Below are 17,521 nucleotides of genomic sequence, written 5' to 3'. Positions count from 1 at the left end.
CGGGCTCACTTCTTGTCCTCGGCCACTCTAGCCGAGCCCGAGGCCTTGCGGGCAGGGGTCGCGGTCTTCTTGGCGGCGGGTGTGGGGGACTTGTCGGAAGCGGGAGTCTCGGCGGTCTTCTTCGGCTCCTCGGCCTTCTTCGGCTCTTCCTCGGACTTCTTCTTGTCCTCCTCGGCCTTGGCCTTGCGCAGCTGCTCGCGCTTCTCGCGCTCGCGCCGGCGCTCCTCCTTCTCGATGCCCTTCTTGGCGTCCTTGACGTAGTCGTCCACCCGCTCGTCGCGGCCGCCCTTGGCGCGGTACTGGTCGAAGAAGGAGAGGCAGGCCTGGAGCCGGGCGATGGCGTCCATGTCCTGCGGCTCGGCATCCAGGTGGAGGATGGCGAGGTTGAAGTAGGTGTCCGGCAGGTCGGGGGCCAGGCGGAGCACCTGCTGGTACTCGGCGAGGGCGCGGGTGAAGTCACCCTGGCCGCGGTAGGCATTGCCGAGGTTGAGCCGGGCGGAGACGAAGTCGGGGGCGGCCTGGACGGCGGCCTCGAGCTCGCGGATGGCGGCGGCGTAGTCCTGGGCCTCGTTGAGGAGGGCGCCGAGGTTGTTGCGTGCCTCGGCGAGCTCCGGTTTCAGCTCCGAGGCCTTCTTGAAGGACTCGAGGGCGGCGGGCTTCGAGCCGAGCGCGAGCTGCACCAGCCCGAGGGCGTTGTGGGTGGCGGCCTCGTCGGGGGCGATGGTGCGGGCGTTCTCGAGCACCATCCTGGCCAGCTCGTACTTGCGCTCGCGGTGGTACACCTGGGCGAGCAGCTGCATGGCCCGCACGTTGCGCTCCTCGGCCTTGAGGACGCGCTTGGCCTCGGTGGCGGCCGCGTCGAGCTTCTTCTGGCACAGCAGGGCCTGCACGAGCGCTGTGCGCGGGGGGATGGCGTCCGGCTTCGCCTGGAGCTGTTCGCGCAGCGAGGACTCGGCCTGGGCGGCGCGGCCGGTGCGGCACTGGAGGCGGGTGAGGTTGTCCCAGGCGGCCTGCTGCTCTGGCTTCAGCTCCAGGGCCTGCCGGTAGGAGCGCTCGGCCTCGTCGTTCTTTCCCAGGCGCTCCTGGATGATGCCGAGGTTCGTCCAGGCCTGGTCATCCTTCGGGCGGCGCTCGACCTGGGTTCTGTACGAGGACTCCGCGGCCGTCAGCTCACCGCGCTGGGCCACAGCTCGGGCATCCGCGGGAGGCGGAGTGGGGGCGGTCTTCTGGCCCGGGTCCTTGTCACTCTTCGCGGTGGCCGTGCTGGCGGCCGGCTTCTTCGGGTCGGCGGAAGCGCCCGGGTCCTTGTCCGGCGTGGCGGAGGCGGAGGCCGCGCTCGTTTTGGCGTCGGCGCCCGGCTTGGGCGTGGTGGCGCAGGCCGAGGCGAGCAGCAGCAGGCCCGGAACGAGCAGTCGGCGCAGGCTCATCTGCCACCTCCCAGGAGTCCCTCGGGGTAGAGCGCGTCCGAGGCGATGGCGTCCTTGGGCTCCTTGAGCACCGGGTACTCCTTGGGCCGGAAGCGGTGGAGCGACTCGAGCGTCTTCTTGGTCCACTCGTTGGAGATGTGGTTCTCGCGAGCGTTCTGGAGGGTGGCGGCGTAGCTCTCGACGGCGGCGTCCTCGAGCGTGGCGGTCTGCTGGGAGAGCAGGTCCTGGTAGGCGACCACGGCCTCCTCGCCGAGCCGCTTCACTTCCGGCGGGACGGGGGTCTCGATGATGGTATTGGCGAAGCGCTCCAGGGCGTAGCCGCGGCGGTAGAGCGCGGCGAGCGTCCACTCGAGGCGCTTGTAGGGGAAGACGCGGGCGAAGGCGTCGTTGACGGACTTCACGGCGGTGCGCTTGGCGGTGAAGCTGCGCTCGAGCGCCTTGCCCTTGCCGCCGATCTTCAGCGCGTCGAACTTGCGGAACTCCGCGTCGGCGAGCTGGAAGCGGCTGTAGGCGGCGGCATCGGCGGCGCGGGGCGCGGCGTCGGGCTGGAGCTTGCGGCGGTCGAACTCGTCGGCGGCGGCGGCGTAGGCACGCAGGGCCTCCTTCTCGTTCTTCTGCTTGCCCCAGGCGTCGCCGATGCGGCGCTTCGCCTCCACCACGAGCTCCGCCTGGGCGGACTGGGAGGAGAACTTGCGCACGAAGGACTCGAGCGCGCGGATTTCCCCCTTCCAGTCCTCGCGCTTCTCCAGGATGAGGGCGGCGCGGAACTGGTTGCGCGGGGCGTCCTCGGCGTTGGGGAAGAGCTCGGCGTAGCGCTGGAAGGCGGCGGCGGCCTCGGCGTAGCGCTGCTGGCCCTCGAGCAGGTTGGCGGCGTTGAAGAGCGCGGCCTCGCGGTCCTTGGAGGCGGGGTAGTCCTTCACCAGCTTCTGGTAGCTCTCCACGGCCTTGTCGAAGTCGTACGAGTTCTGCGCGTTCACCGCCACGCGGAAGAGGGCGGCGTCGGCCAGGGGCGAGGAGGGGTACTCGCGGAAGATGCGCTCGTAGAGCTTGAGGGCCGAGTCGAAGCGCTGCGTCTTCTCGTAGGCGACGGCGGCGTTGTTGAGGGCCTTGTCGGCGAACTCGTGGCGGGGAGCCTCGTTGACGAGCTCGATGTACTTGGCGGCGGCCTCCTCGTACTTGCCCTCGGCGAGGAGCTGATCGGCGAGCTTGAAGCGGCCGGCGAGCTTGAAGCGGACCAGGTCCTTGTGCAGGTCGCTCTTGGGGTCGATGACGTCCTTGTTGTCGGCGAGCTTGCCGCTGACCTCCTCGACGCTCTTCCAGTCCTGGTCGACGAGGAAGGACTCGACGATGAGGTTGGTGGAGAAGCGGGCCACCTCGTGCTGGGGGTAGGCCTTCACGAGCGCCTCGAAGCGGCGGCGCGCCTCGGGGAAGTCGTCATGGGCGTAGTACAGCTCCGCGGCCTTGTAGGCGATGCCGGGGGTGCGCTCGCTCTTGGGGAACTTCGCCGTGTGCGCATCCGAGGCGGCCACCAGCTTGGCCTCCACGGGGGTAAGCGGGGTGGGCTTGACGGGCTGGCCCTCGGGGCGCTCGCTGGAGCGCAGCGGGGTGGATGCGGGCTGCTTGCCGGCCTTGATGTCTACCTCGAGCTGCTTCTGCCAGGCGAGCACCGCGCTGAATGCCGACTCGGCGGAGTACTTGTTGCCCAGGGTCGAGTCGCGCACGGCCTCGTAGTGCTTCGCGGCCTCGGTGAACTGCAGCGAGTTGTAGAGACACTCGGCGGCGTAGAACTCGAGCTCGTAGGCGTTCTTGCTGCGCGGGAAGCGCTCCAGGTACTTGCCGTAAGCGGTGGCGGCCGTCTCGAAGCTCGCCTTGGCCTGGTCGACCTTGCCCTCCTGCTTGAACACGAGCGCCTGCTGGTGGTGGTAGATGGCGCTGGCGTAGAGGCTCTTCTCGGTCAGGTCGTTGGCGGTGGCGAGCACGTCCGGGTCGCGCTGGTACTTCTGGTACCACTGCGAGCCGGGCGAGTAGAGCTCGGAGAGCTTCTGGGCCTCGGCGGAGGACTCGGTGAGCTTGCGGTCGCGCTCGTAGGCCTGGACGATCTTCTGCTGGAGCTGAGGGGCGTCCGGAGCGAGCGGCTCCTTGTCGAGCACCAGCCGCCAGGCCGCGATGGCCGCCTCCTGGTTGGTCTGGTCGAAGTAGACGTCGCCCATGCGCCGGTACACCTCGGCCTCGTAGGGCCGGGGGCCGATCTTCGCGAAGTACGCGCGGGCCTTGTCGAGGCCGCCCCAGTTCTCGTCCGTGAAGGAGATGGCGGTGTACTGGAGCGCCTCGGCGCGCAGGTCGCCGCCGCTGGCCTCGTCGCCCTTGGCGGCGCGCTGGGCCTCGTAGAAGTCCACCAGCGCGATGAAGCGATCGACCGCCTCGTCGAAGCGGTCCATGCGGTAGTACGTCCACCCCAGCTTGTAGAGGGCCTTGTCGTAGAGCGGGTGCGAGGTGTCGCGGATGGCGGCTTCGTAGGCCTCGGCGGCCCTGGGGAGCGCTTGCGGATCGTTGTAGGCGTCGAAGTAGTACTCGCCGATGCGCACCCAAGCCTCGGTGGTGAAGCGGCTGGCGGGGTAGTGGGCGATGAGCTGCTGATAGGCGGCGCGGCCGTCCTCGAAGGCGTTCTGTTTCTCCAGGCAGTAGCCGAGCAGGTACCAGGCGCCGTCGTTGAGGCGGTAGCTGGGGAATCGGGCGAGCAGCTGCCGGTAGAGCGTGATGGACGGGTTGAAGTCTGGCTGCGGCTCGGGAGGGGGCTCGGCGCTCTCGGGGAGGGAGCGCAGCTTCTCCTCGTGCTCGCGCATGGCGGCGAGGTGCACGTCGCTGGAGCGCTCGTAGTACAGCTCCGCCAGGCGGAACATCACGTCCGGCGTGTAGCGGGGCTCATCGGGGTAGCGCCGGAGGAACTCCTCGAAGCGCGCGATGGCCGCCAGGCGCTCCTGGCGCTCCTCTTCCTCCAGGTGGGAGATGGCCTTCTCGTATGCCTCGGACAGCCGGTCGCGCCGCTCCTGGTACTTCTTCTCGATGAGGCGCTGCACCTCGCGCTTGTACTCGCGAGACTCCTCCTCGTAGCGCTGGACGGCCTCGCTCAGTTCCTCCAGCAGCTTCTCCTGCTCGGGCGTACGACCCAGACCCGCGAAGCGCGAGCGCGCCGGCTGCTGCGCGGGGGCACTGGCCGCGGCGGGCTCGGGACGTGCCGCGTCCTGCGCGGCGGCCCGTGCGGTGGCCAGGGTCAGGAGGGTGAGAAACAGGGGACGGCGCATCGGGTGGCCGCATCCTAAGCGAATGACGAGGAGACCTCCCAGGGAGCGTTGCATGGGGAGCAATCAGACGAGCGGCGCACCTGGGCGGACGCCCTGGCGGACTCCCCATAGGGGGTTTCCCTGGGAGTGAATTCCCGGTGAGCCCCGCTTATCGAAGCCAGCGTCCACATGGTTCCCGTCGGAGTGGTGTAAAAACCGAGCCGCGCCGTGCAGGCGCGCAGGCGAAAAAGTGAGGTTCGCGTTGGCGGTTCATGACCTGTTTTCCGTCCTCCCGGATGCGCGCGTGCGCTCCGTGCTCCAGCGGCTCCACACCGAAGCGGACCGTCAGGCCAGGGGTCTCCTCCTTCATTACCTCCCAAAGCTCCCGAAGCTCCTGCTGGGAGGACGGATGGGCTTCACCGAGGAGCAGATCCGTACGTTCTACGCGGACAAATATCTTCCGCTCTCGCGGAACCAGGCCGCCTTCCTTCACCTGACGGCGCGGAGCATGGGCGCGCGCAGCATCGTCGAGTTCGGAACGTCCTTCGGCATCTCGACGATCTGGCTCGCGGCGGTCGTCCGGGAGAACGGGGGAGGCAAGGTCATCGGAACCGAGCTCGTCCCGGAGAAGGCCCGGCGGGCGCGCGCGCACGTGGAAGAGGCGGGGCTCTCCGAGTACGTGGAGATTCGCGAGGGAAATGCCCTCGACACCCTCCGGGATGTGGAGGGTCCCGTGGACCTGTTCCTGAATGACGGGTTCCCGATGCTCGCGCTCGAGATGCTCAAGCTCATGGCGCCGAAGATGCGCGAGGGCGGAGTCGCCGTTGCCAACAACGTGGTGACCTTCAAGGCGGACTATGTCGAGTACATGACCTACCTCGAGGAGCCGGCGAACGGCTTCCGCTCGATGGTGGTGCCGTTCGAGGATGGCTTGGCGTACTCGATCCGCGTGCGGGGGCGTGAGGCGGCCTAGTTCTCGTCCTTGAGGACTTCCTGGAAGTCCTTCTCGAGGGAGCGCAGCTCGTGGTCCTTCTGCGCGGAGAACTTCTGGATGTCCGTCGTCTTGTCCTGCTTGCGGGTGAAGGCCACGTCCACCAGTCCCACGTCCGCCTTGAGGACGAGGTCATAGAACTGCTTGCGCACCTTCTGGATGTTCTCGAAGGCGATGCGGCCCACCAGATGGCGTGCGTCACCGCTCACGCTGACCACCTCCTGGTTGTAGTTCTGGAGGAGCCGCTGCTCGGCGAGCACCTTGTCGCGGATGAGCTTGCCACGCCGCTCCACCTGGGCGCGCAGCACCTGGCGGGCCATCTCCACCCGGGCGCGCAGTGCATCGGCGTTCAGGCGGGTCTCGTGGGTCCGCGCCACCAGCGACGCGTCGTCTCCGGACAGCCGCTGCTCGGCGGCGAGCATCAGCGAGTGCTCACGCAGGAGGAGCTCGCGGTACTGCTTGCGGAGCACGTCCTCCCCCGAGACGAAAGCATTGGCGGAGCTCCGCTCGTCGGACAGCCGCGAGCGCAGTTGCTGGATCTCGGCCTGGAGCCCGCCCACCGCCTGCTCCTCGGTGTGCAGCTGGGCGAGGAACTCCTTCTCCGCCTCGGGATTGCTCTGGCGCTCCTCGCGCGTGTCCTCCAGCCACTTGCGTACCGCCGTGGCGATGGCGTTCATGCTCTGCAGCTCGAAGCCCAGCTGGAATGCCTCCCGGTCCAGCTCATCCACGCGGTCCTGCATCCGCTGCCGCCGCGCCTCCAGCTCCTGCTGGTTGGTGGGGAGGCTGGCCACGCGTGCGCCCATGCGCTCGCGCTCGTGGCGCACGCCTTCCAGCGTGGTGCGCTCCTCGGGGGTGAGCCTGTCGCGCAGCACCTCGGCCTCCACCTGCACCAGCCCCTGCTCCGCCTTCACGAGCGCGCTGTCCACGGCGTCCGCCCGGAGGTAGCCCTCCTGGAGCTCGGGGAACACCTCGAGGCCCCGCTCGTCCAGGGCCTGGAGGATGCGCGTGGCGATGGCCTTCGACTCCTCCACGCCCTGCTGGCTGCTGTCGATGTCCTTCTGCATCCGCACCGCGTCCGCCACTTCCTGCTGCGTGGTGGCGAACTTGAGCGCCACGGGCGGCAGCAGCGTGGTGACATCCAGGGTGCGGTCGTTGCGCGCCAGCAGATCGTCGAAGTACGCGATGGGGTCCTGGTTCGCCTTCAGCAGCGCGTCCACCTGATCTCGCACCGGCTTGTAGGTGCCGATGACCTCCTCGTACGTGGCGGTGGCCTCGTCGTAGTGGTGGAGCTTGAGCTGCAGGTTGCCCTGGAGCAGGCGCGCATCGGGGGCGAGGGGGGACTCGGGAGCCACCAGCAGGAGGATGTCCGTGGCGTTCTTCGCCTTCTCGAAGTCGCCCTTCTTCACCTGCACCCAGGCCATCTCATAGAGCGAGTCCACGAAGGACTCGCTGTCGCGGGGAATCTCCGCGTAGTGGTCGAGCGCCTCGTCGTAGCGTCCCAGCTCGTAGAGCATCCGCCCGAGCGAGAGGTGGGCCAGCTCCTGCAACCGTTTGAGCTCCGGCTCCTGCGGTGTCCCAGCGGTCAGGGGGCGGAAGCGCTCCACGGCGCCCGCATAATCCCCCTCCTGCACGGCCAGCACGCCGAGGAAGTACGCGCTCTGCTTCTGGAAGCGCCCGCCTTCCGTGGCGGCCAGGGACTGGAAGGTGGCGCGGGCCCGCTCACGCCGCTCCGCGTCCGGCAGGTCCGTCCGCTTGAAGATCCACTTGGCGTAGACGTACTCTAGCTCCGGCGGGAGCTTGCCGCCCGACAGGCTCCGGGCCCGCTCGATGTACTCGTCGAGCCCCGCGAACTGGTTGAGCCGGCCGGCGACCTCCAGGTAGCGCGCGAGCGCGTCCCGGTAGTGGCTCGTGTCGGAGAGCGTGAGCAGGTCGCGCAGGTAGATGCGCGCGCCGACGTAGTTCTTCTGCTGGTAGAGCGAGTCCGCCAGGTAGAAGAGCGCGTCCGGGTAGCGCTCGTGGGCGCGGAACTTTGGGTCGCCCACCAGGTCGTAGAAGAGCACCGAGGCGGCGGGCCAGTCCTCCAGCAGGTATTGAATCTCTCCGTCGGAGAAGCGCCGCAGCTGCGTCTCGGCGTCACCGGGCTCGGGGCGCTCGGTGAACTGCGTCTCGACGAAGCGGAGATTCTCCTCGGCGACCTTGATCTGGCCGGACACCTGCTCCAGGCGCGTGGTCAGCTCCTGGGTGGAGGAACGGGGAGCGGGTGCGGCGTCCGCGGCACGCGAGGACCCGGGAGCCACGAGGGTGGCCGCCGCGAGCAGCAGGGCAGGGAGGCGGGACGCGCTCAAGACCGGCCCTCTACTTCGTTTCGGTGGGGGCCGTGGCCGCGGGAGGTGGCGCGGCGGCATCCGAGGCGGGCGCGGGCTTGGGCTTTCCCGTGTCGCGTGCCGACTCGATGTCGTAGCGCACCGCCGGCCTGTCCTGCAGGTCCGTGGTCAGCCCTCCCTTCTCGAAGCCCACCACGCGCACCGTCGTCACCTTTCCCGGTTCCGCGTTGAAGGTGTAACTGGATTGCACCTTGAAGCGGTAGCCCTCGAGGTAGCTGAACACCCCGTAGCCATGGCCGCGGTAGACGAGCCGCACGGCGACCTGGTGCTGGCCCGGCACGATGCGGCCGTTGAAGATCTCCAGCTCCGGGCGCTTGGCCAGGTCTCCGTTCTCATCCGTGCGCGTGAAGATGGGCGCGCCATCCAGCGCGTAGGCCACCGACTCCAGCACGAAGGAGTCTCCCATCTCGTTGCGGTGGAAGAGCACCGCGCGCGCTCCGGTGGACAGGTCTCCTCCGAGCACCGTCTCCTGCAGGAGCTGCAGGCGCGCCTTGGAGCGGAACACCTTCTCCTTGAGGTCGACGACCTGCTCCTCGAGCGTCCTCACCCGGGTGTTGAAGGCCTCGTCGGCCGTCTGCGCCGGAGTGCCCGAGGCAGCGGGCGCGGCGGGCTTGGACGAGGCAGGCGCCGGGGAGGCCGTGGGCGCGGGTGTGGAAGCGGCACCAGGGCCCGTCTGCGCGAAGGACGCAGGGGCCCAGAGGGCCGTGCCGACCAGCGCCAGCACGCGGAGGGTGGGCGCCATGGCCTCAGCCGCCCTTCTTGAGCTCCGTCAACACCAGCTTCGCCACGGCCTTGAGCGTGTCGAACACGCCCACGCCGGTGGGGGCCACCGCCTGGTACTCGGGGATGTTGCGCTGGTTGAGCGCCTTGTGCATCTCCTCCACCGTCACCGCGTTGGGCAGGTCCCGCTTGTTGTACTGAATGACGTACGGGAGCTTGTTCAGGTCGTAGCCCTGCTCGGCCAGGTTGACGCGGAGGTTCTCCAACGACTCCATGTTGGCCTCCATGCGCTCCACCTGGCTGTCGGCCACGAACACCACGCCGTCCACACCCTTGAGGATGAGCTTGCGGCTGGCGTCGTAGAAGACCTGACCCGGCACCGTGTACAGGTGGAAGCGCGTCTTGAAGCCGCGGATCTCACCGAGCGACAGGGGCAGGAAGTCGAAGAAGAGCGTGCGGTCCGTCTCCGTGGAGAGCGAGATGAGCTTGCCCTTCGTCTCCGCGGCGGTCTTGTTGTAGATGTACTGCAGGTTCGTCGTCTTCCCGCACAACCCGGGACCGTAGTAGACGATCTTGCAGTTGATTTCGCGAGACGAGTAGTTGATGAAGGACATGGCTTCCCGGGTTACTCGCTGAAGAGGTTGTCGATATCGTCGTCGGAAATCTCGGCGAACGGCGAGCCGACTCCGGGACCATCCGTCTTCTTCACCAGGCTCTCGAAGATCTTGGTCAACTCGTCACTGGCCTTCTTGATGCGCAAGCGCACCAGGCCGAGGCTGGTCCGGTTGTCGAAGATGACGACCAGGACGACCCGGCTCCCGACGATGGTCATGTAGAGCGAGTCCTTGGCCCCTTCATGGAACTGATGGGGGAACTCGTTCTCGCCAATCAACTTCGCGAGGCCGCCCATCGCCGCCACGTTACCGGCCGTCAGCGAGGCCAGCGAGGTGGTGTCGATGTTCTGCGTCTGTCCCGCGGAAGAGATGAGCTGGCCGTTCTTGTCGACGAGGAACACCACCTTCGCGTTCGCGTCCTTGGTCAGCCGGTCGCAAACAGCGTTGATCTTGGTGAACTCCTCTTCGTACATCACCAATTGCGTGCCCATGGGCGTTTACGCTCCTAAGCGTCTCGCTCGACCTTGTACTTCCGCGGCCCCCGAGGGTTCCCCGTAGGTTTCCGGAATGAATTTCGGAGGTTAGGTGCGGCGCTCCCGACCGGGGGAGCTTTAGCAAAGCCCTTCCAACCCGGCAAGAAGCCACCGCCTTCCGCGGAAGCCCGTGCTCCCGGGGCTGGCGTGCAGGCACGTGCCCACAGAGGTTGCCTGCTCTCGTGGGGCGGAGGTGGGGGTTCGGTCGTGCGTCGGGGCATCATCCCAGCCATGGGACCACGGAATTTCGGGCGCTTCCAGTTTCAGAGGGGCCTGTCGGCTATTCACTATACTTCGGCCGTGCCGGCTCGCCCGCTTCCCTTTTTCGTCCTCCTACTTGCGCTCACCCTCGTGGTGCCGATCAACGCCTCGGCTGGCGGTGTGGCCGGGGACGCCGAGCGGGCGTCGTTGCGGTTGCGCTACGGGCTGGCGCTGCGCGAGGGCGCCCAGGAGTCCGGGCCCGCGGTGACGTATGGGGGCATGACGCCCAATGACGTGGCGCTGGGGGCCACCGTGTTCGGCGAGGGCTGGCTGGGGGCGTGGGCCGGTGTGCAGCGCGAGGGCTTGAGTCTCTCGAAGGACGCGCAGCTCGTCACTGGCGGCGGTTTGCTGCGGGCCTCGGTGGGACCGGCGGCGCGCGTCTTCCTGGGGCCGGTGCGCGCCGAGCTCAGCGCCGGCTATGGCTTCGCGCAGCTGCCGGTCTTCTCCGGCTCGGGGCAGGTGCAGCTCGTGCCCACGGCGCGTCATGCCGCGCTGGTGGGTGCGCGTGTCCTCGTGCCTCTGCCCTGGCGTCTGCGCGCGGAGGTGCGCGGAGAGGTGCCCGTGGCGATTGGCTCCTCGTCGAGTGGCTTCGCGGCCGGTGGCGCGCTGCTCGTCCCGGTGATGCGGCGGGGCGGGTGGGGCGGAGCCCTGGTGCTGGATTACCAGTATGTGCGCGACGCCGTGACGACCGCGGAGGGATTGACGTCACGGCAGGTCATCAGCCGCGCCGGGGTGGCCTTCGAGCTCTCCCTGGGCGGGGGTGGGGAGGGCGCCGCGCGTCCGAGCCCGGAGACGGGCGAGCTCTTCCTGTCCGTGGTGGACGCGGACTCCGGCCAGGCCCTGCCCGATGCGCGGGTGGTGCTGACGGCGGGTGGTGTGGCGCAGGCCCCTCGCGTGGTTGGTTCCGATGGGCGCGTGGCGGGCGTGGTGCTGCCACCGGGAGAGGTGCTCGCGCGGGTGAGCGTGGGGGGCTACCTGCCCGCGGAGGCTCGCGCCACGGTGACGGCCGGTGGGCTCTCGGAGCTGGTGGTGCGGGCGCGCCAGGAGCCTCATGTGGGCACCCTGCTCGTGCGCGTGGTGGATTCGAGCAGCGGAGCACCCCTGCCGGGCGCGGCCGTCTTCGTGGGCTCGAGCAAGGTCCTCACGGATGCGGCGGGTCAGGTTCGCGTGGAGGGGCTCACCCCGGGTCCACTGGAGGTGAAAATATTGGCCGAGGGCTTCCGCGCCGTGCAGGAGGCCGTGGTCATCGCCGACAGGACGGAGACGGAGCTGCCCGTTCCGCTCGTGCTGGCGAAGCAGTCAGCGCCCGCCACCCTGTCCGGTCAGGTCCGCAGCGTCCGGAAGGGCAAGCCACTGAGAGCATGGCTCGTCATCCCCGAGGCGAGGCTCCGCCGCCGTACGGACCCGAAGGGGTCTTTCCAGGTACAGCTCAAGCAAGGTAGGTATCGGCTCGTTTTCTCGGCGCCCGGGCACCTGTCCCAGACCAAGGTCGTCACCGTGCACGACGGCGAGCAGGCCATCTTCAACGTCGATCTCTTTCCCCAGACCCGGTGAGCTCCCTCCGCCCTCGCATCGTGTCCGCGCTGTGTCTGCTGCTGGCCACGGCCTGCGGCGAAGAAGGGACGTCGCCTTCCGCGACTCCTCCCAGCGCGGCGGTGGAGAAGCCGGCGGTGGTGCCGGTGGAGGAGGCCCGTGCGGTGGAGCTCGCGCGGCTGGCGTCGGCGACGGGCGAGGTGCGGCTCGAGCGCGGAGGGAAGCTGTCGCCCGCGGTGCCAGGCCCGATGCTGCGCGGTGACGCGGTGGAGACGGGCGCGGACGGAGGCGCCACGGTGCGCTTCGCCGACGGGCGCACGGTGGAGGTGGGCCCGGAGGCGCGCTTCCTGCTCGACGAGGATGCCAGTGGCGTGGTGGTGGCGGTGTCGCGCGGCTTCGTGTTGTCGCGAGTGCCTGCGGATGGCCCGCGAGAGCCGTCGGGCCCCCGGGTGAAGCTCACCGTGCTCACCCCCTTCGGTCTCACCCGCGTGGGAGCGGACGAGAGCGCGGTGAAGGTGGACGTGGGCCGGGACGAGGGCCACGTGGAGGTGCTTCTTGGCACCGTGGAGGTGGTGGCGAAGAACGGGCAGTCGGTGCGGGCCACGCAGGGGCAGTCGCTCTCGGTGAAGCCCGAGGGTGTGACGACGCGCGTGCTGGAGCTGGCCACCGTCGAGGTGACGGTGCACGCCGGGAAGGGCCGCGTGGAGTGGCGCCAGAAGGGCGCCGCCCGGTGGCGCGGGGTGGATCGCGATGGCGAGGCCCTGAAGTCCGGAGACAGCGTGCGCGTACGTCAGGGCACGGCGCTGCTGACGCTGGAGGGCTCAGGGTCCACGCTCGCGCTGGGCGCGGGAGGCGAGCTGGTGGTGGACGGGGTGGAGCGGCGCGGCTCGACGGACGAGGCGCGATTGAACCTGCTCGAGGGCGAGCTGGGGCTGATGCTGGCTTCGGACCGCACCAGCCGGGTGGTGCTGCCGGGGCTCTCGCTGGAGAGCAACGGGGCGGCGCGGCTCGACGTGCGGCGCACCGGAGATGGTTTCACCGTGGACTCGCGAGCGGGTGACGTGACGCTGGTGCGTGGCTCGACCCGCGAGTCCCTGCGCGCGGGCGAGCACGCCACCGTGAAGGGCGAGGCCTCCGCGCGGATCGAGCAGGTGGAGCAGGCGCCGCTCGCGCTGTCCTCCGCCGAGCGCCAGCAGGTGTTCCACAAGCGACCGTCGGAAGTGGCGCTCACGTGGGAGGAAGCGGGCGAGGTGCGGGTGGAGGTGGCCTCGACCGCCGACTTCGAGAGTCCGGTGCTGGCGGGCGTGGCCCGGCGCGGCTTCGTCAACGTGATGGCTCCCGCGAAGGGCTCGCTGTACTGGCGGGTGCGGCGGCCGGAGGGCCCGGAGGTGGCTCATGGCAGCGCGTCCTTCGGGCCGGAGCGCTCCACGAAGGGCGAGCTGGATCGGCTGCGCAACCGCGTTCCGGAGGGGCCCGAGAAGACGACCATCTTCTTCCAGGACAAGCCCCCGGCCGTCACCTTCACCTGCCAGGCGGAGCCGGGCGCGGCGTCCTACAAGGTCGCGCTGTACCGGAGCGGCGCGCTCGGCCAGCCGGTGGCGGAGCGCTCCGCCTCCCTGCCCCAGGTACCGCTCGAGGCGGGCATCCTCGGCGAGGGCAGCTTCCTCTGGTCCATCACCCCGGTGGGGTCCAATGGCCGGCCGTTGCGCGGCGGGCGGATGAACAAGCTGGAACTCGTCTTCGACAACTCGGTGCCCACGCTCGTCATCCGCGCTCCCCGCGAGGGTCAGCGCGCAGGGCCTCGCGTGCGCGTGGCCGGAGTGGCTCCCGTGGGCGCGAAGCTCTTCGTGAACGGGCGAGCCCTGCCGCTCGACTCGAAGCACCGGTTCGATACCTGGGTGGCCTCGGAGGGACGGCCGCCCCGCGTCGTGTTCAAGATGTCACGCCCCGGAGCACCGGATGTGCATACGGTGCGTACCCTGAAGTGAGGCCCGCATGACGACCCCCCCATCCCGGACGGAGCCTGGAGGGAGCACCGAGGCGCAACTGCGGCCCTATGGCCAGTACGTGCTGGTGCGCAAGCTGGCCGAGGGGGGCATGGCGGAGATCTTCCTCGCCAAGCGGCTCGGGGCGGACGGCTTCGAGCGCAACGTCGTCATCAAGCGGATGCTGGCCCACCTGTCGGGCCTGCCGGACTTCGTGGAGATGTTCCGCGACGAGGCTCGGCTGGCGGCGCGGCTGGTGCACCCCAACGTGGTGCAGATCCACGACCTGGGCTTCACCGAGGACTGCTACTACATCTGCATGGAGTACCTCCCGGGGGAGGACTTCTCCACCACGGTGCGCACGGCGAGCTTCCGGGGCGAGTACGTGCCCGTGCCGTTGGTGCTGCGCGTGCTCGCCGACGCCGCGCGCGGCCTGCACTACGCCCACACGTTCACCGACGAGTCGGGCCGGCCGATGAACATCGTCCACCGCGACATCTCGCCCTCCAACCTGTACGTGACGTACGAGGGGCAGGTGAAGGTGCTGGACTTCGGCATCGCCAAGGCCGAGTCGCGCCTCACGCAGACGCGCACGGGGGTGGTGAAGGGCAAGTACATGTACATGGCGCCGGAGCAGGCCCGGGGCGCCGAGGTGGACCAGCGCGCGGATGTGTTCTCGCTGGGCGTGTGCCTCTACGAGGCGCTCACCCATGTGCGGCCCTTCGCTCGGGACAACGACCTGGCGGTGCTCAACGCGCTGATGGCGGCGGACTACCAGCCACCCCGGGCGCTGCGCGCCGACCTGTCTCCCGAACTGGAGGAGGTGGTGCTCAAGGCGATGGCCTTCGAGCCCTCGCAGCGCCATGCCTCCGCCGCGGAGTTCGCGGACGATCTGGAGCACATCCTGTCGCGGGAGCCCCATGCTCCGACGGGCGCCCAGCTCGCCGCGTACCTGCGCGCCAGCTTCGGCGAGCAGCGCTATACGGAGAAGACGCGCATCCCCACGCTCGCGTCGCTGGGTCCGGTCGGGCCCCCCTCTTCGGCGTCACTCTCTGGAGCCTCATCGATCCCCTCCGTGGCCTCGTCTACCGCCCGGTCCGAACCTCGGATGAGTGTCGTTCCCGCGTCATCCGGGGCGGGCATCCCGTCGGTCCAGCCCTCGAGCCGGAAGGGACTCGTCGTTGGTATCGTGGCGGGCTGCCTGCTGCTGGCGGGTGGGGCCTTCGTGATGGGACGCAAGGTCGGGACGGCTCCCTCCGAGCCGGTGGCGCCGCCCGCGCCTTCCGCCGTGACCCAGACTGCTCAGCCTCCGCCAGCTGCCGTGCCTGCGGAGCCCGCGCCCGCGTCACCAGGAGGCACCGTGGCTTCGGCCGCTGTCGCCGGGACTCCGCCGCCCGCGCAGGTGGCACCCGCTCCCGTGCGAGGGGCCACCGAGCCCGAAGTCCAACCCGAGCCACCGTCCCAGGTGAAGGGGTCGGCGCGCACGGCGAAGACGCGCGTGTCGCTGGAGGCCGCGGACATCCAGCGCGTGGTGTCGCGCAACCGGGCGCGCATCATGACGTGCTTCGAGCAGTACAAGCGTGACCTGCCCGCGGACGAGGGCGATGTGCAGGTGCGCTTCACCATCTACTCCTCGGGCAAGGCGGACGCGGCCACCCAGGGGCCACTGGCGGCGCGGCCCGTGGGCAAGTGCCTGGAGAAGCAGGTGGAGCGCCTGCGCTTCCCCGCGCACCGGGACAAGGAAGTGACGGTGGTGCTGCCCTTCGGCTACCGCGTCACACGGTAGCCTCGGGGCTCACAGCTCGCGCCGGGCGCTGAGCGCCTTGGCCAGCGTGGCCTGGTCGGCGTACTCGAGGTCTCCGCCCATGGGCAGGCCCTGCGCGATACGGCTCACGCGGATGCCCATCGGCTTGAGCAGCCGGGTGAGGTAGAGCGCGGTGGCCTCGCCCTCCACGTCCGGGTTGGTGGCGAGGATGATCTCCTCGACATGGCCATCTCCCAGACGGGTGAGCAGCTCCTTGATGCGCAGCTGCTCCGGGCCCACGCCATCCAGCGGCGACAGCACCCCGTGCAGCACGTGGTAGCGCCCCTTGAACTCCCGGGTGCGCTCGAGCGCCATCAGGTCCGCGAAGGTCTCCACCACGCACAGGACTCGCTCGTCCCGCCGGGTGTCGCGGCAGAAGCCACACAGCTCCGCGTCGGTGAGGGAGAAGCACCGGGTACACAGGTGCACCTTCTCCTTCACCTCGCGGATGGCCTGCGACAGCTCCTGGGCGTACTCGCCGGGCGAGCGAAGGATGTGGAACGCGAGCCGCTGCGCGGTCTTCTCCCCGATGCCGGGGAGCTTCGCGAGCTGGGCGACCAGGCGGTTGAGAGGATCAGGAGTCATTCGATCTCAAGTAATGCCGGGGATCTTCACGCCGCCGGAGATCTTGCCGAGCTCGCGCTGCATCTTCTCGCGGCTGCTCGCCAGGGCAGCGTTGACGGCGGCGGTGACCAGGTCCTCGAGCATGCCCAGGTCGTTGGGGTCCACGAGCGACTTGTCGATCTTGATGCTCTTGATCTCCTGGACGCAGTTGGCGACCACGGTGACCCGGCCGTCGCCGGCCTTGGCCTCGATGGTCTCCTCGGCCAGCTCCTTCTTGCGCTGCTCGATCTTCTCCGTGAGCTTGTTGGCCTGACGGATGAAGTAGTTCAGGTCGATGCCGGGCATGTGCTTCCTCGTAGGACGTGCGAGCGGGCATCGCAGACCGCTCGGCTGAGTCGAAGCGCGCACCCTAGCGTCGGGCGAGCCCGTTGTCAGGGGCTCTCGTCGGGAGTGTCGTTCGCCGGAGCGGCCACCGGGCGCGCGGGCTGGTCGTAGACCTGGATGTGTTCGATCTCGCCCCCCAGGAACTTGAGGGTGGAGCGGAGCGCGGGGTGGGAGCGGACCCGGCCCTCGGTGCTCTTCTCGTACGCGGCACGCTCCTGGGCGTCCTGTTCGGCGATGCTGATGAGGCCCGTGCCCATGGCGTCGGCGGGCCTGGCGCCATCCGCTGCCTTGTCGCCCTCGGCACAGTCCTGCACCACGAGCTTCGTGGGACGGCCGAAGTGCTCGGAGAGGGCCTTCTCGACGATGGTGCGCCCGGTGCCGCCAGACACCGTGGTCTTGTGGAAGCCCTGGCTCGGAGGGTAGGCGAGCGCCACCTCTCCCTCGCGGATCCACAGCAGGCGGCCACAGGCGAGCGACTTGGCATGCCGTCCCGAGGCCCCGCGCACGGTATCCACCGTCGCGCGCCACCGGTCCTGGAGGGACCGCCGGGGGTTGTCACGGCCCGAGGGGGCCATGGAGGCCATGGATGCAGCGGCGCCCGAGGCGTGGTGGACGTCGAAGGGCCGAACGGAGTCCGGCTCCGGCTCCGGCTCGGCGAGAGGGACGGGCGGCGCGTCGGGCAGACATTCGCCCGAGGCACAGCCGTCCGCGGGACCCTCCTCGGGGAAGTAGCGCTCGTCGTCGACGGGAGGAGGGGGCTCCGGAGGCTGCGCGGGCAGGCGCACGTTCGTCACGCGCACCACGGGCTGCGCGGGAGCGGGAGCTTCGGGCGGGCGCGGGGTGGGGGCGGGGCCTCCCTGGGACATGCCCCACGGAGCCGAGGCCGGGGCCGCGTTGGGCCGAGCGGGCGCGGCTGACGGTGCGGGGGCCGGGGCACGCGGAGCAGGAGCCGGGGAGGGGGCCGCCGGACCAGGGCTCCGGGCATCCCATGGGCGTGACGGGGCCGGAGCCGCCGCGGGAGAGACGGCGGGCTCGGGCGC

The 17,521-nt window shown here is 69.5% G+C and carries 13 protein-coding genes; 4 read left to right on the top strand and 9 right to left on the bottom strand.

The features are described 5' to 3' along the window. Positions 1-5: 5 nt before the first annotated feature. Complete coding sequence (locus DAT35_RS33960; protein ID WP_108073017.1) at positions 6-1,427, bottom strand: lipopolysaccharide assembly protein LapB; 1,422 nt, start codon at positions 1,425-1,427, stop codon at positions 6-8. After that, a complete protein-coding gene (locus DAT35_RS33955) occupies positions 1,424-4,729 on the bottom strand; it encodes a tetratricopeptide repeat protein (protein ID WP_108073015.1) in 3,306 nt (1,101 codons plus the stop codon). Before DAT35_RS33955 ends, DAT35_RS33960 begins: the two co-directional genes overlap by 4 nt. Before the next feature lie 283 nt (positions 4,730-5,012). Here DAT35_RS33955 and DAT35_RS33950 point away from each other — a divergent pair, with 283 nt between their 5' ends. Next, a complete protein-coding gene (locus DAT35_RS33950; protein ID WP_233261884.1) occupies positions 5,013-5,681 on the top strand; it encodes an O-methyltransferase in 669 nt (222 codons plus the stop codon). Here the strand turns inward: DAT35_RS33950 and DAT35_RS33945 are convergent. Genes DAT35_RS33945 through mglB form a run of 4 tightly spaced genes read right to left on the bottom strand, consistent with a single transcriptional unit; the run spans position 5,678 to position 9,908 of the window. Then, complete coding sequence (locus DAT35_RS33945; protein ID WP_108073011.1) at positions 5,678-8,044, bottom strand: tetratricopeptide repeat protein; 2,367 nt, start codon at positions 8,042-8,044, stop codon at positions 5,678-5,680. The two genes, DAT35_RS33950 and DAT35_RS33945, sit on opposite strands and share 4 nt — an antisense overlap. 10 nt (positions 8,045-8,054) lie before the next feature. Further along, the gene (locus tag DAT35_RS33940; protein WP_108073009.1) at positions 8,055-8,825 is read right to left on the bottom strand and encodes a dihydrolipoamide acetyltransferase; all 771 of its coding nucleotides are present in this window, start codon (positions 8,823-8,825) and stop codon (positions 8,055-8,057) included. A gap of 4 nt (positions 8,826-8,829) precedes the next feature. Then, complete coding sequence (gene mglA / locus DAT35_RS33935; RefSeq protein WP_108073007.1) at positions 8,830-9,417, bottom strand: gliding-motility regulator Ras-like GTPase MglA; 588 nt, start codon at positions 9,415-9,417, stop codon at positions 8,830-8,832. Between the two features lie 11 nt (positions 9,418-9,428). Beyond that, complete coding sequence (gene mglB, locus DAT35_RS33930; protein ID WP_002626753.1) at positions 9,429-9,908, bottom strand: gliding-motility regulator GTPase-activating protein MglB; 480 nt, start codon at positions 9,906-9,908, stop codon at positions 9,429-9,431. 393 nt (positions 9,909-10,301) lie between these two features. Here mglB and DAT35_RS33925 point away from each other — a divergent pair, with 393 nt between their 5' ends. Genes DAT35_RS33925 through DAT35_RS33915 form a run of 3 tightly spaced genes read left to right on the top strand, consistent with a single transcriptional unit; the run spans position 10,302 to position 15,515 of the window. Next, complete coding sequence (locus DAT35_RS33925) at positions 10,302-11,765, top strand: collagen binding domain-containing protein (protein ID WP_233261883.1); 1,464 nt, start codon at positions 10,302-10,304, stop codon at positions 11,763-11,765. Beyond that, positions 11,762-13,732 (top strand): FecR domain-containing protein, encoded by a 1,971-nt coding sequence (locus DAT35_RS33920; RefSeq protein ID WP_108073003.1) that lies wholly within the window; start codon positions 11,762-11,764, stop codon positions 13,730-13,732. The genes DAT35_RS33925 and DAT35_RS33920 overlap by 4 nt, the downstream gene beginning before the upstream one ends. 7 nt (positions 13,733-13,739) lie before the next feature. Continuing rightward, positions 13,740-15,515 carry a protein kinase gene (locus tag DAT35_RS33915; RefSeq protein WP_108073001.1) on the top strand — a complete coding sequence of 592 codons (1,776 nt, stop codon included), beginning with the start codon at positions 13,740-13,742 and terminating at the stop codon, positions 15,513-15,515. Positions 15,516-15,524: 9 nt separating this feature from the next. On the opposite strand, the gene recR is transcribed toward DAT35_RS33915, so the two are convergent. From recR to DAT35_RS33900, 3 genes are all read right to left on the bottom strand, one after another. Then, a complete protein-coding gene (gene recR, locus DAT35_RS33910; protein WP_108072999.1) occupies positions 15,525-16,118 on the bottom strand; it encodes a recombination mediator RecR in 594 nt (197 codons plus the stop codon). 6 nt (positions 16,119-16,124) lie between these two features. Further along, complete coding sequence (locus tag DAT35_RS33905; protein ID WP_108072997.1) at positions 16,125-16,442, bottom strand: YbaB/EbfC family nucleoid-associated protein; 318 nt, start codon at positions 16,440-16,442, stop codon at positions 16,125-16,127. An 86-nt stretch (positions 16,443-16,528) separates the two neighbouring features. Then, a complete protein-coding gene (locus DAT35_RS33900; protein ID WP_108072995.1) occupies positions 16,529-17,347 on the bottom strand; it encodes a DNA polymerase III subunit gamma/tau in 819 nt (272 codons plus the stop codon). Positions 17,348-17,521 lie beyond the last annotated feature (174 nt).

This window comes from Vitiosangium sp. GDMCC 1.1324, assembly GCF_003044305.1.
Classification (GTDB): domain Bacteria; phylum Myxococcota; class Myxococcia; order Myxococcales; family Myxococcaceae; genus Archangium.
Note: the sequence above shows the minus strand (reverse complement) of the source record. Positions and strands in the feature narration are given on the sequence as shown.